Origin of the sequence: Rhodopila sp., assembly GCF_035548095.1 — a bacterium.
Lineage (GTDB): Bacteria > Pseudomonadota > Alphaproteobacteria > Acetobacterales > Acetobacteraceae > Rhodopila.
In genome coordinates this window covers 120816-141690 of the sequence record NZ_DASZUV010000027.1, presented here as the reverse complement: position 1 = coordinate 141690, position 20875 = coordinate 120816, and the positions used below count along the sequence as shown (strand labels likewise).

Genomic DNA, 20875 nt, shown 5'->3' with positions numbered 1-20875 from the left:
CGCCATCAATAGCTCGGTATCGTTGCATACGGTGTCAGTTGCAGCTCATGCGTCCAGCAGGAGCGGTCCTGCGTGTGCAGGTACCAGAATGCCTCGGCGATCTTCACCGGATTCATGATCAGCTCCGGCCGGTTGCGCAGCCTGGGCAGCGCCCTGGTCCCCGGCGAATCGATGGTGCCGTCGACCACGATATTCGCCACATGCACGCCATGCCCGGAATATTCCTCGGTCAGCACCTGGGACAGCGCGCGCATCATGACGCGCGGATAGTACAGCGACTCGCCGGTCTGCCTCTTGCGTCCACGCAACGATTTCGCGTTGTTGGTGAAGAACAGCGATCCGCGCGCGCGCTGGCGCATCGCCGGCAGCACCTCCCTGGCCACCAGGAACGGCCCGCGGCTGGCGATATGGTGCGCGGTGTCGAACATCTCGACCGGGATGTACTCCAGCAGCTCCTGCCCGGCCGGCAGGTCGCGGCCTTCCAGGTAGCCGGCATTGTAGATCACCGCCTCGGGCTCCCCGGCCTGCCGCCGGATCGTGGCAAAGGCCGCCGCGATGCTGTCCTGGGAGGAGACGTCCAGCTCGACCACCAGACAGTCTCCGCCCTGGTCGCGGATCGCCGCCGCCAGGCCCGCGGCATTGCCGGCGGCCCGCGTCGTCAGCACGGTGAAGCAGCCTTCGGCGGCGAATTTCTGCGCAATGGCCCCGCCAATTCCCCAGCGGACCCCGACCGGCAGGCCGCTGTCATCCACCACCGAACCGTGCGCGAGCCTGGTGTTGCGTCCGTCCGACTGCCATTTCGAGGTCGCGCCGATCACCACCGCGACCGGCTTGCCCCGCGCGTTCTTCCCCGCCGCGGATGTTCCCGTCGCGGATGTCCCCTGCGCGGATGTCCCCTGCGCTGATGTCCCCTGCGCTGATGTCCCCTGCGCGGATGTTTCCTGTGTGGCCGTCATCGTGCCGTCCCCCGGTCCCAACCCCACCAGGCGCACAGCGCCTCACCCATCACCAGGCGCTGGTCCGGCCCGGACAGCCAGGGCAGCGCCTCGGTAAACATCGTCACGCATTGCTTCCAGGAACATGGCATCTTCGAAATATCCGTGCCCCAGAACATCCGATGCGGCCCGAACGCGTCGAAGATCCGCTTCAGGTGGCCGTGCATCGGCCGGAACGGATAGGCTTCGCTGGAATAGCCCGGCGCGCCGGTCGCCTTCACTGCCACGTTGGGGAATTTCGCCAATGCCAGCAGGCGCGGCATGTGTTCCATCGCCGCGTCATCCTTCAGCGTGGTGAGCCCGCCGCGCCCGCCCAGATGATCGATGGTCAGCCGCAGCCCGGGATGGCGTTCCGCGATGCCGGCGATCGTCTCCAGCGAATCCGTCGCCAGCATGGCGATCGGCACGCCGGCCTTCTCCGCCTCGGCCCACAGCCAGTCGATCGTGCCATCGGCGATCCAGGACCGGGCGGGATCGTGCAGGAAGGTGTAGCGGAGGCCCAGCATGCCGGGTTGCTGGCGCCAGGCGGCGATCCTGCCGCGGGAGGCCGGATCGTCCAGCGGCAGCGAGCCCATGATGGCGAAACGGTTGGGATGGTCGCGCACCGCGTCGAAGGCCATTTGCGTCGAGTGGGGGTCCCAGCCCGGCGGGTGGATCACCGCGGCATCGACGCCGCCCTCATCCATCAGCCGGACTGCCTCGGCCGGCGTGAAATGCGTCACCTGCCAGTGCGACATGTTGCTGGGCAGGCCGGTGCCCCAGGTATGGATCTGGGCGTCGACGATCTGCATTCCGTTCTCTCCCGTGCCGGTCTTGGTGGTTGATCCGGGATGCTACGGCAAGGTTTGGCGGTCGCCAAAACCGCCCCGGCGACCGCGCATGGCGGGCGACCGTCCCCCCCCCCCGGGGTCCCGCCGAACCCGTCCCTCTGAACCCGTCGGCGGACCCGCCCGGCGGAGCCGGCCGACAGGAATTGGCCCAGCCGGACGGGCCGGTGACGAGGTTGCCTCGTGAAACCGGATGTCGGCGGCCCGGACCGCATCGCGCGCATCGTCGTCGGGCTGGCGCTGGTCCCCGTCGGTCCAAGCGGAGCCAGTCCAAGCGGGGCCAGTCCAAGCGGGGCCAATTTGAGCCGGATCATTGGCCGGTGGGGCTGGATCGGTATCATGGCCTTGATGAATCGTGGCCCCGACAACCGGCATCATCCGATGGCGCCCCGCCTATGTACTGTTCGGCTGCAAGACCTGTTCGGCGCGGCGGGCCGTCGCTGATGGGCGCGGCGAATGCCATTGGCGCGTGGAACGAATACACTGCCGGCCCGGCCGGCCGGGCCGTTTCGCGGGGTGATCCGGGGCTGGGGCCGGGATGAAAAGGCAGAGTCACGCATGAGCAACGTTGCTACGGCGCGGAAGACCAAGGTCCAGCTGGATATCGATGATCCGGGCAAGTTCTACGCCAATCGCGTGCGCGTCTATCCGAAGGCGGTGCATGGCCCGGTCCGCACCGTCAAATACCTGATCCTGGTCGCCTGCCTGGCCGTCTATTACATCCTGCCCTGGCTGCGCTGGGACCGCGGCCCGAACCATCCGTCGCAGATGGTGCTGCTGGACCTGCCCAACCGGCGCTTCTACTTCGCCTGGATCGAGTTGTGGCCGCAGGACATCTATCTGCTGGCCGGGGCGCTGATCATGGGGGCGGTCGGGCTGTTCCTGATCACCTCGCTGGTTGGCCGGGTCTGGTGCGGCTACACCTGTCCGCAGACCGTCTGGACCGATCTGTTCATGTGGGTGGAACGGCGGATCGAGGGCGACCGCAACGAACGCATGCGGCGGGATCAGGGGCCGTGGACCCTCGACAAGGTCTGGCGAAAACTCGCCAAGCACGCCGTCTGGCTGGTGGTCGCGTTCTGGACCGGCGGCGCCTGGATCATGTACTACGTCGACGCGCCGACCGCGGTGCGCCAGTTCTGGACCGGCCAGGCCTCGCTGGCCGTCTATTTCTTCATCGGACTGTTCACCCTCACCACCTACCTGCTGGCCGGCTGGGCTCGGGAACAGGTCTGCACCTATATGTGCCCCTGGCCGCGCTTCCAGTCGGCGATGCTGGATGAGGAAAGCCTGACCGTCACCTATGAGGCGTGGCGCGGCGAGCCGCGCGGCCACGGCAAGCGCGACGCGGCGCATCGGAATGCGCAGGGACAGGTGCTGGGCGACTGTGTCGACTGCAACGCCTGCGTCCATGCCTGCCCGACCGGCATCGACATCCGCGACGGCATCCAGCTGGAATGTATCAACTGCGGCCTGTGCGTCGACGCCTGTAATGAGATCATGCACAAGGTCGGCGGAAAGCCGGACCTGATCACCTGGGACACGCTGGGCCGGCTGAACGCGCGGCGCGAGGGCCGGCCGGTGCCGGACCTGAAGGTCATCCGCCCGCGCACCATGATCTATTTGGGCGTGATGCTGGTCGCCACGCTGGTCGTCGCCGCCGCCTTCTTCACGCGGTCGCAACAGATCCTGTTCGTCGGACATGACCGGGCCCCGCTGTTCGTGCTGCAGCCAGACGGCGCGGCGCGCAACGCCTACAGCGTTTCCATCTCCAACAAGACGTTGCAGGATCAGACCTATACCATCCGCGTCGATGGCGTGCCGGGCGCCCGGATGCGGCTGGCCGACCGGCAGGACCCCCCGGCCGACCAGCTGACGCTGACGATCCCGCCCGACTCGGTCGGCATGTTCCGCATCCTGGTGGCCGGGCGCCTGCCGCGCGGCGGCGACACCGCCCCCCGGCTCGATTTCACCCTGACCAACACGGCGACCGGGGCGACATCGGTCTACCAGTCGGTCTTCATGGGACCCCCCACCTGACGATCCGCGGGCAACGCCCTATCCTGGCCGCATCCCTTGCAGGAGAGCCGCCAGGATGACCGATCTCACCGACCTGACCGTCACCGCCCTGTCCGCCGGCCTGGCGCGGAAGCGCTTCTCATCGCGCGATGTCGTCGATGCCTGCCTCGCCCGCATCGATGCGCTGGAACCGAAACTATCGGCCTTCGTCGACGTCTACGCACAGGATGCCAGGCTCGCCGCCGAGGCCGCCGACAAGGCTCGGCAATCCGGTCACGGCCTGGGAGCGCTGCACGGCATCCCCATCGCGCTGAAGGACCTGGTGGAGATCGAGGGCCGCATCGCCACCGGCGGCTCCGCCGTCTGGCGCGACCGTCTCTGCACGCGCACCGCGACCCTGGCGCGCAAGCTGACCGGCGCCGGCATGATCACCATCGGCAAGACCCATACGGTCGAGTTCGCCTATGGCGGCTGGGGCACCAACCAGCACCTGGGCACGCCCTGGAACCCATGGGACGCGACGACGCACCGCACCCCCGGCGGCTCCTCCTCCGGCTCCGGCGTCGCCGTGGCGGCGCGGATGGTGCCCTGCGCGATCGGCACCGATACCGGCGGGTCGGTCCGCCTGCCCGCATCCTGGTGCGGCATCACCGGCCTGAAGGTGACGCTTGGCCGCATCTCCACCCATGGCGTGCTGCCGCTCAGCGGCTCGCTGGACACGCCCGGCCCGATGGCCCGCGGCGTCGAGGACTGCGCGGTGCTGCTGCGCGTCCTGCAAGGCGCCGATCCGGCCGATCCGCATACGTTGGTATTGCAGGACACCGACCCGATGCCGAACCTGCGGCGTGGCGTGCAGGGATTGCGGCTGGCCCGCCTGCCGGACAGCGAACGAGCCGACGTCGACGCCGAGGTGCTGGCCGCCTATGACCGGTCGCTGGCACAGCTGGCCGACCTGGGTGCCGAGATCGTCGATATCACGCTGCCCTTCGGCCTGCGCGACATCGGCAACCGCGTGGCCGAGATCATCTCCTCGGAGGCGTACGCCCTGGTGGGCGACATCGCCGACAACAATGCCCTGCCGGTGGATGAGGCGATCCGTCCCCGCGTACGCGCGGGCGTCGCCGTCTCGGCCGCCACCTACCTGCGCGCACTGGCGGAGAAGGAGCGGACGGCCGCCGCCACGCACGCCTTGATGGCGGATATCGACGCCATGCTGCTGCCGACGACGCTGACGCCGGCAATCCCGGTCGCCGCGGTGGACCAGTCCACCACGCCTGCCTTCCTGACCCGCTGGGTCAATTACGTCGGCATGTGCGGCGTGGCGCTGCCGAACGGCCTGACCCGGGACGGGCTGCCGACCTCCTTGCAGATCGTCTGCCCCGGCGGGGCCGAGGCCATGGCGCTGCGCATCGCCTGGACCTGGGAACAGGCAACCGACTGGCACCGGACGGTGCCGCCGATGGTCCGCCAGGCGGCCGGCGGGTAACGCCACGCCTGCGCGGCATCGGAACGGGTGGAAACGGCGAGGCGCCTGGGGCGTTTACGGTGATACGCTGCGCCCGGCGGCGTCCGTCCCGCCGTGTCCGTCCCGCCGTTTGTCCCGCCATTCGTCTGTTGGCCCAATGTCGGTGGCTCGCATGTTCATTGATCCCACGCCGATCCAGGCAGCCATTTTCGACGTCGACGGCGTGCTGGTCGCCTCCCCGCATGAACAGGCATGGCGCGCGGCCCTGCGCGGCCTTGCCGATCCGGCCCGTTTCACGACCGCGTTCTATCAGGCCCATGTCGCCGGCCGTCCCCGCCTGGAGGGCGCCCGCGCCGCCCTGGAGCAGCTGGGCGTCCCCAACGCGGAACGCCAGGCCGCGGACTATGCCGATCGCAAGCAGGCCCTGATCGAGCAATTGATCAAGGGCCGGCAGTTCAAGGCGTTTCCGGACGCGGTCCGCTTCGCCGCCTCCCTGCATGATGCCGGGCTGCGCCTGGCGCTGGCTTCCTCCTCGAAGAACGCCGCCGCCATGCTGCGGCAGCTGTCGATCCCGGACGGACGCGCCCTGATGCCCATCTTCGACGCCGACCTCAGCGGCGCCAATGTCCCGCATGGCAAGCCCGCGCCCGACCTGTTCCTGGCGGCCGCGTGCAAGCTGGCGATGGCGCCGGCGCTATGCGTGGTGATCGAGGACGCGCCGGCCGGCATCAAGGCGGCCAAGGCCGGCGGCATGCGGGGGCTCGGCATCGCCCGGCTGCACGACGAGGCACTGCTGCGCGCGGCCGGCGCCGACCTCGTCGTCAGCAGCCTGGACAGCGTCGATACCGCCGCCCTGCCGGCGGGCGTGCTGCGCGCCCTGCCCGCGGCCAGGGCCTGACCCCAGATGGCGCAGCCTTCCGGTCCGCGGTCCGACGACGAGCCGCGCGACCCGCCCGCCGGCGATCCCTTCGCCGCGACGCCGCATCCGGGTTGGACCGTCGAGCAGATGGGCTACAACATCCTGACGGAGACCGCGGCCGAGTCCCGGCTGGCGATCAGCAACGGTTTCCTGGGCATGCGCGCCTCCCGCTCCACCAGCCGCGGTCCCACCTGGGTCAGCTGGCTCGGCTATATCCGCTGGGCGTCCTGGCCGCGCACCTATGTCGCCGGGCTGTTCGACATCCCCAACACGGACCCGCCCGTCCCCGCGCTGGTGCCGGTCGCCGACTGGTCCCGCGTGCGCATCCTGCTGGACGGCCAGCCGCTGGTCGTCCGCGAGGGCCGGGTGGTGGACATAGCGCGCACCCTGGATATGCGCCGAGCGGTGCTGAGCTCCACCTGGACCCAGCACACCAGGTCGGGGATCACCGGCACCGGGCGGGAGATCAAGCTGCTGTCGCAGGCCGACCGGGCGATCGGGCTGCAGGTGATCCGGATGTCGCTGGACCGCAGCGGCGTCGATGTCCGGGTGGAGGCCAGCTTCGCCATGGCCGGCCAGGGCATGGAGCCGACCCGCCTGGAACGGGACCTGGGGGCATGGCGGACCGAGGGCGGCAGCAAGGCCGTGGCCATGGCCGGGACCGCGTCCCTGTATCTCGACGGCGAGGCGGTCCCGGCGGAGCACCCGTTTCCACTGCGCTGGGCCTGGCGCACCACCTCGGTCGCCGGTCAATGCGCGGAGTTCGTCCGGCTGGTCGGCGTCGCCCGGTCCGACATGCCGGAGGAGGATCCCTCCCCGCGCGCCACCGCCGCCCTTGTCAGGGCCACCCGGATCGGCTGGCGCGCCGTGCTGGCGGACCATGAAGCGGCCTGGGTCCGCCGTTGGGACGCGGCGGACGTGGTGGTGGACGGGGATGACGACCTGCAGCGCGCGCTCCGCTTCGCCGTCTACCATCTGACCAGCGCCGCCAACCCCGATGATGAGCGTGTGTCGATCGGGGCCAGGGCGCTGACCGGCGACGCATATTTCGGCCACGTCTTCTGGGACACCGAGATCTACCTGCTGCCGTTCTATACCGCCGTGTGGCCGGCGGCGGCGCGGGCGATGCTGATGTATCGCTTCCATACCTTGCCGGGCGCGCGGGCCAAGGCGGCCGCGCTGGGCTGCAAGGGTGCCCTGTATGCCTGGGAATCCGCCGATACCGGCGAGGAAACCACGCCCGACCATGTCATCGGCCCGACCGGCGAGCAGGTCGAGGTGCGGACCGGCACGATGGAGCAGCACATCGCCGCCGACGTCGCCTATGCCGTGTGGCGCTACTGGCGCATCACCGGCGACGTCGACTTCCTGCTGTCCGCGGGGGCGGAGATCATCCTGGAGACCGGCCGTTTCTGGGCGTCTCGCGCCAGGCTCGAAGCCGACGGCAAGCGCCATATCCGCCATGTCATCGGCCCGGACGAGTATCATGAGGACGTCGACGACAACGCCTTCACCAATGTGATGGCGCGCTGGACCATCGAGCGGGCCCTGGACGTGCTGCACCTGCTGCAGGCGCGCTGGCCGGCGCGTGCCGCCTCGCTGTGGGAGGCGCTGGGCCTGTCGGAAGCCGAATGCGCCGACTGGCGGGACGCGGCCGCGCGCCTCGTCACCGGTTTTGATCCCGCCACGGGCCTGTATGAGGAATTCGCCGGCTTTCACGATCTGGAACCCGTCGACCTCACGGCCTACGCCGACCGCAGGCTGCCGATCGACGTGGTCCTGGGCCGCGACCGCACGCAGCGGTCCCAGATCGTCAAGCAGGCCGACGTCGTCGCCCTGATCGCCCTGCTGCCCGAGGCATTTCCGGGTGATACCGCCGCGGCCAATTTCCGCTACTACGAGTCGCGCTGCGCCCATGGCAGCTCCCTGAGCGCCGGCATGCACGCCCTGGTCGCCGCGCGGCTGGGCATGACCGAGCTGGCGCTCCGCTATCTTCGGATCGCCGCCGACGCGGATCTGGACGACAACCCGAACAGTGCCGGCGGCGTCCGGATCGCCGGGCTGGGGGCGGTGTGGCAGGCGGTGGTGCGGGGCTTCGCCGGCCTGGACCTTGCCCTGGACGTTCCCGAGCTGGCACCGAGGCTGCCGCCCCATTGGCGCGTGCTGTCGTTCGCCGCGCACTGGCGCGGGCGGGTGATCGCCATCCGGCTGGCCGCCGGCCGCGCCCGCGTCAGGCTGACGGCGGGAGAGGCGATGACGCTGCGGATCGGCGGCACCGACCATGCGCTGGCGCCGGACAGCGGCCTGGACGTGCCATATGCGGCGCCGGACGGCGCCCCGGACGATACGCCGGCGGGTGGCGCCGCGTGAGGACGGCCCACGGCACCCGGTCGGGAAGCCGGCCGCTATCCCGGGTTGCCGGCGCGGCCGCGGACCGCCGGCCGTTGCCGGACCGTGACGTTGCCTTGCCGGACATCCGTCCCCGCGCGGCCGGGCTCAGTACGGCCAGACCCATTCCGTGATCTCCGGCCTGTCCATGCCGTAGGTGCGGGCATAGTTCAGGTTCTCGATGATCGCGTTCTTCATCTCCTCCTTCAGATGCGCGGCGCGGACCGCCAGGCCGGGGACGCGGTCGATCACGTCGATCACCAGGTCGAAACGGTCGATCTGGTTCAGGATCGCCAGTTCCAGCGGTGTGTTGATGTTGCCCTTCTCCTTGTAGCCGCGGACATGCAGGTTCTCGTGATTGGTGAACCGGTAGGCCAGCTTGTGGATCAGCCACGGATAGCCGTGGAAATTGAAGATGATCGGCTTGTTCCGGGTGAACAGGCTGTCGAAGTCCCGCTCATTCAGCCCGTGCGGATGTTCCGTCGATGGCTGCATCTTGTACAGATCCACCACGTTGACGAAGCGGATCTTCAGGTCGGGCAGCCGCTCGCGCAGGATCGCCACCGCCGCCAGCGATTCCTGCGTCGGCACGTCGCCGCAGGACGCCATCACCACATCCGGCTCCGCGCCCTGGTCGTTACTGGCGCGCGGCCAGATACCGACGCCCTTGGTGCAGTGCACGACCGCTTCCTCGATCGTCAGGAACTGGATATGCGCCTGCTTGTCGGCGACGATGACATTCACATAATCCGTGGACCGCAGGCAGTGATCCGCCACCGACAGCAGGCAGTTGGCGTCGGGCGGCAGGTAGATGCGCACCACCGACGCGTTCTTGTTCGTCGCCACGTCGATGAAGCCGGGGTCCTGGTGGGAGAATCCGTTATGGTCCTGCCGCCAGACGGTCGAGGACAGCAGGATGTTTTCAGACGAAACCGGTGCCCGCCAGGCGACGTGGTTCTTCGAGATATCCAGCCACTTGGCAAACTGGTTGAACATCGAATCGATGATGTGGGCGAAGGCTTCGTATGTGGCGAAGAAGCCGTGCCGCCCGGTCAGCAGGTAGCCTTCCAGCCAGCCCAGCAGCGTGTGCTCCGACAGCATCTCCATCACCCGGCCGTCGCGGGCCAGTTCGCCGCCATCGTCGTCCTCGGGCAGCATCTCGGCCATCCAGACCTTCTTGCTGGCCTCGTACACCGCCTGCAACCGGTTCGATGCCGTTTCATCCGGGCCGAGCACGCGGAAGGAGCTCATGTTGTGGCGCATGACGTCGCGGAGAAACTCGCCCAGCGGCCTGGTGTTTTCGTGCCGGATCGTGCCCTTGGCCGGCACGGTCACGGCGTAGTCGCGGAAATCGGGCAGCTTCAGATCCTTGCGCAGCAGCCCCCCGTTCGCGTGCGGATTGGCGCTCATGCGGCGCGCGCCCGCGGGCGGCAGGTCGCGCAGCTCCTCGATCAGCGCGCCGTCCTCATTGAACAGGTCCTCGGGCCGGTAGCTTTTCATCCAGCTTTCCAGCAGCGCCAGGCTTTCCTTGTTCTCCCGCACATCGGCGATCGGCACCTGGTGTGCCCGCCAGGAGCCTTCGGTCTTGTGGCCATTCACCGTCTTGGGACCGGTCCAGCCTTTCGGGGTCCGCAGCACGATCATCGGCCAGCGCGGCCGCTCGGCCTCGCCCGAGGACCGTGCCTCCGCCTGGATCGCCCTGATCCGGGCGATCGCCGCGTCCAGGGTCGCCGCCATCACCTGGTGCATGGTCTCGGGATCCGACCCCTCGACGAAATACGGCGTGTAGCCATAGCCGCGGAGCAGCTCGGCCAGCTCCTCATGGCCGATGCGGGCCAGGACCGTGGGATTGGCGATCTTGTAGCCGTTCAGGTTCAGGATCGGCAGCACGGCGCCGTCGCGGATCGGATTCAGGAATTTGTTGGAATGCCACGCCGTGGCCAACGGTCCCGTCTCGGCCTCGCCGTCACCGATCACGCAGGCGACGATCAGGTCCGGGTTGTCCAGCGCCGCGCCATAGGCGTGCGACAGGCTGTAGCCCAGCTCCCCGCCCTCATGGATCGAGCCCGGCGTCTCCGGCGTCACATGCGAACCGATATGGCCGGGAAACGAGAACTGCTTGAAGAATTTCCGCAGCCCCTCGGTGTCCTGGCTCTTGTCCGGATAGACCTCGGAATAGGTGCCTTCCAGATAGCACGGCCCCAGCACGCCGGGCGCGCCGTGGCCGGGCCCGGCGATGAAGATCATGTCCAGGTCGTCGCGCTTGATCACGCGGTTGAGATGGGTCCAGCAGAAGGCCAGAGTCGGGCTGGTGCCCCAGTGCCCCAGCAGCCGGTGCTTGATGTGGTCCGGCTTCAACGGCTCCCGCAGCAGCGGGTTGTCCAGCAGATAGATCATACCGACGGCCAGGTAGCAGCAGGCGTGCCACCAGGCGTTCATCCGCCGCAGTTCGTCGGGGCCCAGCGGCGTGGCGGTGCCCATATCGGCCGACCCCCGGGTGGCCGAACCCGGGGTGGCCGAACCCGGGCTGGCCGAGCCTGGGGTGGCCGAGCCTGGGGTGGCTGACTCCGATTTGGCTGAACCGGGGCCGGCTGACCCTGGGGTGGCTGGCTTCGTCCCGGTTGGGGTCGCGTGGGTCGACATGGCCTCTCCTCCGCGGCTGGCGGAGACGCACCGGCGTCCCGGTCCAGCCGGCCGGTCTTCTGTAGCCCGCCCGGCCGGGCCCGGCACGATCACGAATCGATGACGACCAGCAGATCCCCGGCCAGTTTCGACGGCGCGCGGGTGGCCGGCAGCAGCGCGGCATAGCGCGGGTCGTAGGTGGCCGCCGCCTCATAATCGACGTCCAGCACGCCATGGATGTCCATGAACCGGTTGACCGTCGCCGGCACCCGCACACAGCCTTTCGACGCCGCCCGGCCGATGCGCTTTTCCAGGTTCGCCGGGTCCGTCGCATGGATCAGCAACCGGATCACGGTGCCGCCGCCGGTCGCCGTCCAGCCCGCCTGCGCGGTCTGCCAGCCGAAATCCCACACACGGCTGCCCTTCAGCCCCAGCCCGCGGATGTGGTTTTCATTGAACGTGCCCTCCGCCCGGTAGTCCAGGATGTCGGTCGAGTGGCGGAACACGCCCACCGGCGTGATGTAGTAGCCATGCCGCCCCTCCTGGCCGGTGGAGACCTTGCTGGCGCCGATCACATACCAGGGCAGATCGCCCGGCTGGGCGGCGATGATGCGCAGTTCCTGGGCGGGGCCACGATTGACCACCACGATCATCTGCGCGCGGTCGATCCGATAGGGCGACGCCGCGATCGCCTGCTGGGCCTTGGCGATCCATGCCGCGTCGCTCTGCGGCGGAGGTGTCAGGTGCTGCGGCACCTCCCGCGCGAAGGCGGCCCGCAAACGCGCCACTTCGGCATCGACCTCGGGCGGCGACAGGGCGGGCAGCGTCACCAGGGGCACGCTGACGCCGTCCGGCGGTATCGGCGCCGCATCGGCCGGCGGGGCCGCCGGCACCTGGTCCGGATCGGCGGCGCGGCTCGGCGCCGGGAACCCGAACGGAAGCAGCACCAGGGCAGCCGCCAGCAGAACGTCGAAGCGCAACAAAAACTCCTCCCCGCGGCGGGCGCGGCTGTGGCACGAACCACGGGTCGCGGGCTGGCCCCCCCGGGCTGAACCCCCCCGGGCTGAACCCCCACGGGCTGAACCCCCACGGGCTGAACAAACTCGATAAACCGCACCATAAACCGCGATCGCCTGTGACCGAATGTGAAAACGTGTCAATGACAGACCGAAACCGAAGTGTTCCGTCGCCAAACGACCCCGCCGCCACGACCTCTGGGAGACGTTCCTGATGCAGCCCTGGTTCCTGCCCTTCACCCCCCGCTATATCTGCCTGACCCTGGCGACAGCCCTGCTGGTGCTGTGCGCGGTCGGCGATCTGGTGCACCCCAGCTTTTGGTGGGTCGCCGGCGTCGTGCTGTTCGGCGCACTGACGGGGCTGGGTTTCTATGACCTGATGCAGACCCGCCACGCCGTCCTGCGGTCCTACCCGATCTCGGCGCATCTGCGCTTCATCCTGGAGACCATCCGGCCGGAGATGCGGCAGTACTTCTTTGAGGACGAGAAGCACGGCACCCCGTTCAGCCGCGACCGCCGCGCCGTGGTCTACCAGCGCGCCAAGGCGGAGCTGGACAAGCGACCGTTCGGTACCCAGTACGAGACCTACGAAGCCGGCTTCGAATGGCTGCACCATTCGATCGCTCCCAGGCCGCTCGCCGATCCCGATTTCCGCGTCGGCATCGGCGGCCCGGATTGCACCCGGCCTTATGCCGCTTCCATCTTCAACATCTCCGCCATGAGCTTCGGCGCGCTGAGCCGGAACGCCATCCTGGCGCTGAACCAGGGCGCCGCGATGGGCCGCTTCGCCCATGACACCGGGGAAGGCGGGCTGAGCCCGTACCACCTGCGGAATGGCGGCGACATCATCTGGGAGATCGGATCAGGCTATTTCGGCGCCCGCACGCCGGAGGGCGCGTTCTCGGCGGAGCGTTTCGCCGAGAATGCCACCCTGCCCCAGGTGAAGATGGTGGAACTGAAGCTCAGCCAGGGCGCCAAGCCCGGCCATGGCGGCGTGCTGCCGGCGGCGAAGGTCAGCCCGGAGGTCGCGCGGATTCGCGGCGTGCCGATGGGACGCGACTGCATTTCGCCATCCGGCCATAGCGGCTTCTCCACGCCGATCGGCCTGCTGCAGTTCGTCGCCGAGATGCGCCGCCTGTCCGGCGGCAAGCCGGCCGGTTTCAAGCTGTGCATCGGGCACCGGTGGGAATTCCTGGCGATTTGCAAGGCCATGGTGGAGACCGGCCTGTATCCCGACTTCATCGTGGTCGACGGCAAGGAAGGCGGCACCGGCGCGGCGCCGCTGGAGTTCATGGACCATATCGGCGCGCCGATGCGGGACGGGCTGAACTTCGTGCACAATGCACTGATCGGCATCAACGCGCGCGACCGGATCCGGATCGGCGCCGCCGGCAAGATCGTCACCAGCTTCGACATCGCGCGCGCCCTGGCGCTGGGCGCCGACTGGTGCAACGCGGCGCGCGGCTTCATGTTCGCCGTTGGCTGCATCCAGTCGCAGAGCTGCCACACCGATCGCTGCCCGACCGGCGTCGCCACCCAGGATCCGACGCGCCAGCGCGCCCTGGTGGTCGCCGACAAGGCGCCGCGCGTGCGGAATTTCCACGACCACACGCTGGAGGCGCTGGCGGAACTGATCGCCGCCGCCGGCCTGTCGCACCCGTCCGAGATCCGGCCGGAGCACGTGTTCCGCCGTATCAGCGCCCACGAAGTCGCCAGCTTCGCGACGCTGTATCCAACGCTGCATCCCGGCGAATTGCTGGACGGGACCACCGATGCCCGGTTCCGCGAGGCCTGGGCGCTCGCCCGCCCCGACAGCTTCGCCCCGGCCGCCGAGGTGTCGGCACCCCTGGCGGCCTGACCGCCCCCACCCGGATCACGCCGACCGGATCACGCCGACCGGATCACGCCGCCCCGATCACGCCGCCCGGCATCACGCCGGGTCCTCCGCCTCGATCGCGTCGGCGATGGCCGCCATCCAGATGGCGACCGCCATGGCCCCGCCATCCGGCACGCCCAGAACGCGCTCCCCCAGATACGCCGCTCGGCCTACACGCGGATGCATGTCGGCCGTCCTGTCGGCCCCCTCCTGCGCCGCCACCGCGGCCTCGCGCCAGGCCATGACGCCGGATTGGCCGCTGTTGCGCGCGGCCACCCAGGCGTCCAGCGCCGGCGCCAGCGCATCCACCATCGTGCGGTCGCCGGCCTGCGCCCCGCCGATCTCGCTGATCGACGCAACCGCCATCCGGAACGCGTCGCCCCAGGCATCGGCGTGCGGCCGGGGATGATCGCCCAGCGCGCGGGCGGCCCGCAGCAGGGCCGTCGCATAGAACGGACCGGAGCTGCCGGCGATGGCGCGGCGGAAAGCGTGCCCGGTGGCGTGCAGCGCGGCCGCCGGCGTGGCCCAGGCCTGATCCGGCAATTGCCGCAATGCCGCGGCGCCGCGTGCCATGCTGGCTCCCAGGTCGCCGTCGCCGGCATGCGCGTCCAGGCGGGTCAGTTCCGCTTCCGCCTGTTCCAGCGCCTCGGCGATCGCCAGGGCCACCCGCCGCGCCGCCCCCGCGAGCGGACCCGCCTCGCCCCGAACCGATGCCTCGGGGGGCGCCGAACGCGGCAGATGCGCGCGGACCGCGGGAATCCGGCCGGAGCCCGGCCAGCCGGGTGCCGCGGCGGCCCGGTCGAGCAGGTCCAGCAGCGTGTCATCCAACACCAGCACCGACAAGGAGCAGCCCGGCATTTCCAGCGCCGTCATCAGATTGCCGCACCAGGCACGGTTCACCTCGATCCCGCGCTGGCGCAGCCAGCCGAGTGCGTGGCGCGCGACGATCGACAGCTCCATGGCCGGCGTGCCGCCCAGGCCGTTGACCAGCAGCGCCACGTGCTGGCCCGCCGCAAGGTCGAGGTCGCGGGAAACCGATGTCAGGATGGTCTCCACCAGGCTGTCGGCGGTCCGCATATGCGAGCGTTCCACGCCCTTCTCGCCGTGGATGCCAAGGCCGAGCTCGATCTCGTTTTCGGCGAGTTCGAAGCCGGGCCTGCCGGCGGCGGGGACGGTGCAGGCCCCCAGGCCGACGCCCATGGTGCCGAGGCGCGAGGCGGCGCGCCGCGCCAGGTGCGCGACCTCCTGCACCGGCGCGCCCGCCTCGGCGGCGGCGCCGGCCACCTTGTGCACCAGGACCGTGCCGGCGATGCCGCGGCGCCGTTCCGGCGGCACGACGTCGCGCAGGGAGACGTCATCCGCCACCACGACGATCTCGACCGGGATCCCTTCGGCCTGGGCCAGCTCCGCCGCGAGGGCGAAGTTCAGCCGATCGCCGGTATAGTTCTTCACGATCAGCACCGCGCCGGCGGGTCCGGCGGTGGCCTGGATCGCGGCCAGCACGGCGTCGACGCTGGGAGAGGTGAAGACGTCGCCGCAGACCGCCGCGCTGAGCAGGCCCGGGCCGACGAAACCGGCATGGGCCGGTTCGTGTCCGCTGCCGCCGCCGCTGATCACCGCGACTTTCCGATCCGGGGCCGGCGGCAGGCCGGCGCGCAGGACGACGTTCTCCCCATCCATCAAAGCCAGGCCGGGGGACAGGTCGGTCAGGCCTTCCAGCATCTCCCGCACCACGTTGCGCGGGTCGTTGATCAGCTTCTTCATGGGCTCGGCCTCCTCCGCTCTGCGTTCCTGCTGACGTGATGCAGGTTATCATGCCAGCCGGCGCGAGGTTTGACTCACCGTATGCTCGTCCGGGGCATGATCGTCCGGGGCATGATCGGGGCGTGATCGGCCGGGGCCGCGGCGGGTCTTCGCCGGTCGCGGTGGCGGCAGACTCCATCGGCTGTCCCGACCGGCGCTGGGGCGGGAAGGAGGGCGGCGGCTTACGACAGGCCGAAATAGGCCTTGTGCAGGCTGTCATCCGCCTCCAGCGCCGCGACCGTCCCCTCGAAGCGTATCCGGCCGCCTTCCAGGGTGAACACGCGGTCCGCCAGGTCCAGGAAGGCAACATTCTGTTCCGCGATCAGCATCGCCAGCCCTTGTTCGCGGAATTTTCCCAGTACCTCGATCACCTGCCCGACGAACAAGGGGGACAACCCGGCCGAGGGCTCATCCATCACCAGCAGCCGCGGCGATGAGGCCAGGGCCTTGGCGATGCCCAGCATCTTGCGCTGCCCGCCCGACAGCGCGCCGGCCAGGGTGGAGCGCCGAGCGGCGAGGTCTGGAAAATAGCTGAACAGCTCGTCCATGCGGGTGCGCAAGGCGGATCTGTCGATGAACTGGCCGCCGACACGCAGGTTCTCCTCGATCGACAGGCCGGGGAACACGCCCAGCTCGGACATATAGGCCATGCCGCGGCGCACCCGGCGGTCGGTGCGCCAGGACGTGACGTCATCGGGATCGAGGACGACATGCCCTTTCCAGGCCGGCAACAGGCCGACGATGACCTTCAGCAGCGTGGTCTTGCCGGCGCCGTTCGCACCCAGCAGGACCACCGATTCCTGCGGCCGCACGGTCAGGCCGGCGCCCCACAGCACCTGGACGCGGCCGTATCCCGCCTCGATCGCCTCGGCACGCAGGACGGTGCCGCCCGTTGGCGCCATGCCGGCGCCAATGGAAGGGCCGGTGGGAGGCCCATTGTCAACCATGATGCCCTCCGCCGAGGAAGACGCGGATGACCTCGGGGTCGCGGGTGGCGTCCGCCAGCGTGCCCTCGAAGAACTCCTTGCCGGCCGCCATCACCACCACGCGGTCGGTCACCTTGTCGATGAAGCCCATCAGGTGTTCGACCACCAGCAGCGCCATCCCCTGCTCGGCCAGGCTGCGCAGGCGGACCGCCATCTGGTTCAGCTCCGCGGGATTGAGGCCGGCGGCCAGCTCATCGACCAGCAGCAGCCTGGGTTCCGTCGCCATGGCGCGCGCCAGGTCCAACGCCTTCTGCTGCGCGCTGTTCAGCTCCGCCGCCGGCCGCGCGGCATAGCGGTCGAGCTGCAGGTCCGCCAGCAGGGCATCGACGTCGAAGCCCGGGTTCGGGTCGCCGTAATGCGCCGCGAGCTCAACATTCTCCCGCACCGTCAGCGACAGGAACGGCCTGGGCGACTGGAAGGTGCGGTTGATGCCGGATTTCGCCAGGCGGTGGGACGCCTGGCCGCCGATCGCCTTGCCCTGATACAGGACGCTGCCGCCGTCCGGCGCGTACAGCCCGCAGATCACGTTGATGCAGGTCGTCTTGCCGGAGCCGTTCGGCCCGACCAGCCCCAGGACCTCGCCCGGCGCAAGATGGAAGGTGACGCCATTCAGCGCGATGAAGCCGCCGAAGCGTTTGACCAGGCCGTCGACCTGCAACAAGGGCTCAGGGGACACGGATGCCTCGGCTGGTCAGGAGGGAGACGAGGCCGTTGGGCAGGAACAGCACCAGCAGCACGATCAGCGCGCCGTAGGTGAACTGGAAATACTGCGGCACGGCGATGCCGATGACGTTATAGACGCCATACAGGATGAACACGCCCAGCAGCGGGCCGAGCAGCGTCGTGGCGCCGCCGAACAGCAGGAACACGGTGGAGAAGATCGAGATCGACAGGTCGAACGCGGTATCCGGGTAGAAGACGGAGATGTGCCAGGCGAAGACCCCGCCGACCAGTCCCGCGATCAGCGCCGACAGCATCCAGGCGACGGTCCTGCCATGCACCACGCCGATCCCCGCCATCGCGGCGCTGACCGAGTCATCCCGTATCGCCTGCAACGACATGCCGAAGCGGGAATTGCGCAGCCATACCACCAGCAGCAGCGTCACCGCCAGGACCGCCAGCGCGAAGTAGTACGACAGGGCCGGGGCGAACACGTTCGAGAGCGAAACGCCGTAGGGGCCCTTCGTCACATCCTCCAGGTCCGGGTTGGCGATCACCTCGTACAAGGCCTGCGCGGCGGCCATGGAGGCGATCGCGAAATAGGCGCCGGACAGGCGCAGCAGCGGCAGCAGGATCACCGCCAGGACCAGCGCGGCCAGCGCGGCGCATCCCATCGCGGCGATGGCCGGCAGGTGCAGGTGGATCACCGCCAGGGCGAAGCCATAGGCGCCGGCACCGAAAAACCCGACATAGCCGAACGGCAGGTAGCCGGTGAAGCCGTAGATGATGTTGAGTCCCTGCGACAAGGTCAGGAACATGATGAAGTTGAACAGCATCAGCTCATTCGAGTAGACGCCCCGCGCCAACCCCATGCCGGCGACCACCAGGGCGGCGATCGCGGCGTCCAGCACCGCCCTGCGGGTACGCGCATTACGCACGGCGTGTCTTCCGGCCCAGTATCCCCTCCGGCCGGACCAGCAGCACGGCGATCAGCAGCAGGTTGGGCAGCAGGTTCGCCCATGAACTGAGATAGGTCTGCATCAGCATCACCGAGACGCCATAGATGATCCCGCCGAGGATCGTTCCGACCGGATTCCCCAGCGTGCCGACGACGATGACGGCAAAGGCGGTGATATTGAGGGCCACGCCCATGTTCGGCGTGATGCTGCCCATGATGAACGGCGCGAACACGCCGGCGATCCCGGCCAGGGCCAGGCTGATGCCGAAGGCGATGGCGGAGACCAGATTGACATCGATGCCGGTCGCCAGGGCCTCGTCGCGGGAGACCATCACGGCGCGGGTCAATGTCCCAAGGCGGGTGCGATACAGGTAGAAATACACGGCGAGGACGGCGACCGCCGACACGGCGGCGGAATAGAACCATGCCTTCGGCAACCGTGTTCCCAGCAGGATGATCGGCCCGACGCCCATCAGCCGCGGCGGCAGCGACCGTTCCGTGGCCCCGATGGCGATCGTCGTGACCGCCTCGATCATCTGGGAGATGCCGAAAAACAGGATCAGCGACAGCATCTCGGCATCGCGGGAGCGCAGCAGTCTTGGCACGACGGCGTAATAGACGGGCAGGCCGGCCAGCAGAAAGACGGCCAGCACCAGAAATGCGGTGACGACCGGGTGCAGGCCGAAGGCGGAGAACAGGGCCCAGGCCGCGATGCCGCCCAGCATCAGCACATCGCCATGCGCCAGGTTGACGATGCGCATGACGCCGAACACGAGGTTCAGGCCGAGGCCGACCAGCGTGAAATACAGGCCGAAGATGACCCCGGCGATCAGCGCCCCGGTCAGCATGGAAGGCTCCGCGCAGAGCGGCGCGGCCGTGCCGGGGAAGGCACGGCCTGTCCATCGGGCCGGGCGGTCACTTCCCCAGGATCGCCTTGCCGTGCGCCAGGTCCGGCGGATAGACGGCGATCAGATCCAGCTTGTCCTTGCCGGCTTCCTGGAGCTGGCCCAGCGGAGTCACCTCCCCGATCTGCGCGCCGTCCTTGCGGAGCTCAAACGTTCCATCCAGCGTCTTCAGCTTGCCCGACAGCCCGAACACCGCGTCATGAATATCCATCTGCCGCAGGCTCCTGGTGGTTTCCAGCGTCTTCTGCACCACCACGCCCGTCATGTAGCCGTAGATCGCGTTCGCGCCGAACGCGACGCCGGACCCCGGCGGATACTTCTTCTCCCACGCCGCCTTGAACTCCTTCTGGCTCATGCCCTCTTCCGCCTTGTACTCGTAGTTGGAGGCGGGGACATAGCTGAAGATGTTCTTCATCGCCGAGACGCCGACATTCTTCTCGATCTCCTCCATCTCGGTGCCGGCATAGATGGAGAAGACGAAGCGGAACTGGTTGCCGCTGTCCTGCAGGTTCCGCAGGAAGGCGATATCGTTGCCGACGTAACCAAGCTCCAGCACCGCGTCCGGGTTCTGGGCGGCGATGTTGTTGATCAGCACCGTATAGTTGGACGTGCTGGTCGGCACGCCCTGGTAGTAGATGACCTTCACCTTCTTGTCGCGTTCGAAGAAACCCTTCAGCGCCGCGGCCTGCGTCCCGGTGAAATCATTGGTCGAATACAGGATGGCGACCGTGCGGATGCCTTCCTTGTACCCCTCGTCATTCAGGAAGTCCGAGATATAGTGCGGCCAGATGGTGGACACCGGGTCGGCCATCAGCGCGATGTACGGGTTGTCCTCGCTGAAGAAGGCGGCGCCGGTGCCCGACACATCGAACAGGAACTGCTTGTGCTCCTTGGCGATGGGGACACCGACCGAGGTCAGCACCGATCCGGAATCGGCGACCAGCAGATCGACATGATCCTGGGTGATCAACTGATTGTACAGCGTCGCGGCCGTCGCCGTGCTGGACTGGTCATCATAGGAGATCAGCTTGATCGGGATGCGCTTGCCGCCAAAGGCCTGCATGGCGACGCCACCCTTGGCATTGACTTCATCCACCCACAACTTGAACGCGTCATAGACCGGCATGGAGATCGAGGCATAGGGACCGGAACTCGCGTAGAGCTGCCCGATCCTGATTTCCGACGGCGCCTGTTGCGCCCGGGCCGGGGCGATCGCGACGGCAGCCAGCATCAAGAGCGCGAGTAGCTTGGACTTCATCCCTATTCCCTCGATCCTGTGATCAGCCGATCCCGTGATCAGCGGACTCTTCTCAATGCCTGCCTTGTGATACAGGGCATTACGATGTGTCAATCCACTTCTTGAAACACGGCGCCGCCGTGGTTGCGATTCGGTTTGCCTTGGCACGCGCGTTGCGAATCGCGGCAAATCCGCCCCC

Annotated in this window: 16 protein-coding genes; 6 read left to right on the top strand and 10 right to left on the bottom strand. The window is 68.6% G+C overall.

Going from position 1 to position 20875, the window contains the following annotated elements; all coding sequences use genetic code 11:
- Nucleotides 1-5: 5 nt before the first annotated feature.
- Both VHC04_RS19265 and VHC04_RS19260 read right to left on the bottom strand, forming a co-directional pair.
- Complete coding sequence (locus tag VHC04_RS19265) at nucleotides 6-956, bottom strand: SDR family oxidoreductase (protein WP_325684327.1); 951 nt, start codon at nucleotides 954-956, stop codon at nucleotides 6-8.
- The gene (locus tag VHC04_RS19260) at nucleotides 953-1786 is read right to left on the bottom strand and encodes an amidohydrolase family protein (RefSeq protein ID WP_325684325.1); all 834 of its coding nucleotides are present in this window, start codon (nucleotides 1784-1786) and stop codon (nucleotides 953-955) included. The genes VHC04_RS19265 and VHC04_RS19260 overlap by 4 nt, the downstream gene beginning before the upstream one ends.
- 219 nt (nucleotides 1787-2005) lie before the next feature.
- Between VHC04_RS19260 and VHC04_RS19255 the strand changes: the two genes are divergently transcribed.
- The 5 genes from VHC04_RS19255 (at nucleotide 2006) to VHC04_RS19235 (ending at nucleotide 8595) form a co-directional block, all read left to right on the top strand.
- Nucleotides 2006-2266 carry a hypothetical protein gene (locus VHC04_RS19255; protein ID WP_325684323.1) on the top strand — a complete coding sequence of 87 codons (261 nt, stop codon included), beginning with the start codon at nucleotides 2006-2008 and terminating at the stop codon, nucleotides 2264-2266.
- 114 nt (nucleotides 2267-2380) lie between these two features.
- A complete protein-coding gene (gene ccoG / locus VHC04_RS19250) occupies nucleotides 2381-3862 on the top strand; it encodes a cytochrome c oxidase accessory protein CcoG (protein WP_325684321.1) in 1482 nt (493 codons plus the stop codon).
- Between the two features lie 55 nt (nucleotides 3863-3917).
- Nucleotides 3918-5327, top strand: coding sequence for an amidase (locus tag VHC04_RS19245; RefSeq protein ID WP_325684319.1), 1410 nt, complete (start codon nucleotides 3918-3920; stop codon nucleotides 5325-5327).
- 151 nt (nucleotides 5328-5478) lie between these two features.
- Nucleotides 5479-6204 (top strand): HAD family hydrolase, encoded by a 726-nt coding sequence (locus VHC04_RS19240; RefSeq protein ID WP_325684317.1) that lies wholly within the window; start codon nucleotides 5479-5481, stop codon nucleotides 6202-6204.
- Between the two features lie 6 nt (nucleotides 6205-6210).
- Nucleotides 6211-8595: a glycosyl hydrolase family 65 protein gene (locus tag VHC04_RS19235; protein WP_325684315.1), complete on the top strand. Its 2385-nt coding sequence runs from the start codon at nucleotides 6211-6213 to the stop codon at nucleotides 8593-8595.
- A gap of 126 nt (nucleotides 8596-8721) precedes the next feature.
- Here VHC04_RS19235 and VHC04_RS19230 read toward each other — a convergent pair whose 3' ends face one another.
- On the bottom strand, nucleotides 8722-11094 hold the full coding sequence (locus VHC04_RS19230) for a phosphoketolase family protein (RefSeq protein ID WP_325684313.1): 2373 nt from the start codon (nucleotides 11092-11094) through the stop codon (nucleotides 8722-8724).
- A 251-nt stretch (nucleotides 11095-11345) separates the two neighbouring features.
- On the bottom strand, nucleotides 11346-12215 hold the full coding sequence (locus VHC04_RS19225; RefSeq protein WP_325684311.1) for a L,D-transpeptidase: 870 nt from the start codon (nucleotides 12213-12215) through the stop codon (nucleotides 11346-11348).
- A 250-nt stretch (nucleotides 12216-12465) separates the two neighbouring features.
- Here VHC04_RS19225 and VHC04_RS19220 point away from each other — a divergent pair, with 250 nt between their 5' ends.
- Complete coding sequence (locus VHC04_RS19220) at nucleotides 12466-14109, top strand: FMN-binding glutamate synthase family protein (RefSeq protein ID WP_325684308.1); 1644 nt, start codon at nucleotides 12466-12468, stop codon at nucleotides 14107-14109.
- A 72-nt stretch (nucleotides 14110-14181) separates the two neighbouring features.
- On the opposite strand, the gene VHC04_RS19215 is transcribed toward VHC04_RS19220, so the two are convergent.
- From VHC04_RS19215 to VHC04_RS19190, 6 genes are all read right to left on the bottom strand, one after another.
- Nucleotides 14182-15891, bottom strand: a complete 1710-nt coding sequence (locus tag VHC04_RS19215) for a dihydroxyacetone kinase family protein (protein ID WP_325684306.1) — start codon at nucleotides 15889-15891, stop codon at nucleotides 14182-14184.
- A gap of 221 nt (nucleotides 15892-16112) precedes the next feature.
- The gene (locus VHC04_RS19210) at nucleotides 16113-16877 is read right to left on the bottom strand and encodes an ABC transporter ATP-binding protein (protein ID WP_325684304.1); all 765 of its coding nucleotides are present in this window, start codon (nucleotides 16875-16877) and stop codon (nucleotides 16113-16115) included.
- Entirely contained in the window at nucleotides 16870-17592 is a 723-nt protein-coding gene (locus VHC04_RS19205; RefSeq protein WP_325684302.1) for an ABC transporter ATP-binding protein, read from the bottom strand. Before VHC04_RS19205 ends, VHC04_RS19210 begins: the two co-directional genes overlap by 8 nt.
- Nucleotides 17582-18514 (bottom strand): branched-chain amino acid ABC transporter permease, encoded by a 933-nt coding sequence (locus VHC04_RS19200; protein WP_325684300.1) that lies wholly within the window; start codon nucleotides 18512-18514, stop codon nucleotides 17582-17584. The genes VHC04_RS19205 and VHC04_RS19200 overlap by 11 nt, the downstream gene beginning before the upstream one ends.
- Nucleotides 18507-19382, bottom strand: a complete 876-nt coding sequence (locus VHC04_RS19195) for a branched-chain amino acid ABC transporter permease (protein ID WP_325684298.1) — start codon at nucleotides 19380-19382, stop codon at nucleotides 18507-18509. The genes VHC04_RS19200 and VHC04_RS19195 overlap by 8 nt, the downstream gene beginning before the upstream one ends.
- Before the next feature lie 67 nt (nucleotides 19383-19449).
- Nucleotides 19450-20697, bottom strand: a complete 1248-nt coding sequence (locus VHC04_RS19190; protein ID WP_325684296.1) for an ABC transporter substrate-binding protein — start codon at nucleotides 20695-20697, stop codon at nucleotides 19450-19452.
- Between the last annotated feature and the right edge of the window lie 178 nt (nucleotides 20698-20875).

What these genes read in the sequence shown, in the direction of transcription:
- VHC04_RS19265 (WP_325684327.1), bottom strand. Translation starts at nt 956, where the DNA reads ATGACGGCCACACAGGAAACATCCGCGCAGGGGACATCAGCGCAGGGG.
- VHC04_RS19260 (WP_325684325.1), bottom strand. Translation starts at nt 1,786, where the DNA reads ATGCAGATCGTCGACGCCCAGATCCATACCTGGGGCACCGGCCTGCCC.
- ccoG (WP_325684321.1), top strand. Translation starts at nt 2,381, where the DNA reads ATGAGCAACGTTGCTACGGCGCGGAAGACCAAGGTCCAGCTGGATATC.
- VHC04_RS19245 (WP_325684319.1), top strand. Translation starts at nt 3,918, where the DNA reads ATGACCGATCTCACCGACCTGACCGTCACCGCCCTGTCCGCCGGCCTG.
- VHC04_RS19240 (WP_325684317.1), top strand. Translation starts at nt 5,479, where the DNA reads ATGTTCATTGATCCCACGCCGATCCAGGCAGCCATTTTCGACGTCGAC.
- VHC04_RS19235 (WP_325684315.1), top strand. Translation starts at nt 6,211, where the DNA reads ATGGCGCAGCCTTCCGGTCCGCGGTCCGACGACGAGCCGCGCGACCCG.
- VHC04_RS19230 (WP_325684313.1), bottom strand. Translation starts at nt 11,094, where the DNA reads ATGGGCACCGCCACGCCGCTGGGCCCCGACGAACTGCGGCGGATGAAC.
- VHC04_RS19220 (WP_325684308.1), top strand. Translation starts at nt 12,466, where the DNA reads ATGCAGCCCTGGTTCCTGCCCTTCACCCCCCGCTATATCTGCCTGACC.
- VHC04_RS19215 (WP_325684306.1), bottom strand. Translation starts at nt 15,891, where the DNA reads ATGAAGAAGCTGATCAACGACCCGCGCAACGTGGTGCGGGAGATGCTG.
- VHC04_RS19210 (WP_325684304.1), bottom strand. Translation starts at nt 16,877, where the DNA reads ATGGTTGACAATGGGCCTCCCACCGGCCCTTCCATTGGCGCCGGCATG.
- VHC04_RS19195 (WP_325684298.1), bottom strand. Translation starts at nt 19,382, where the DNA reads ATGCTGACCGGGGCGCTGATCGCCGGGGTCATCTTCGGCCTGTATTTC.
- VHC04_RS19190 (WP_325684296.1), bottom strand. Translation starts at nt 20,697, where the DNA reads ATGAAGTCCAAGCTACTCGCGCTCTTGATGCTGGCTGCCGTCGCGATC.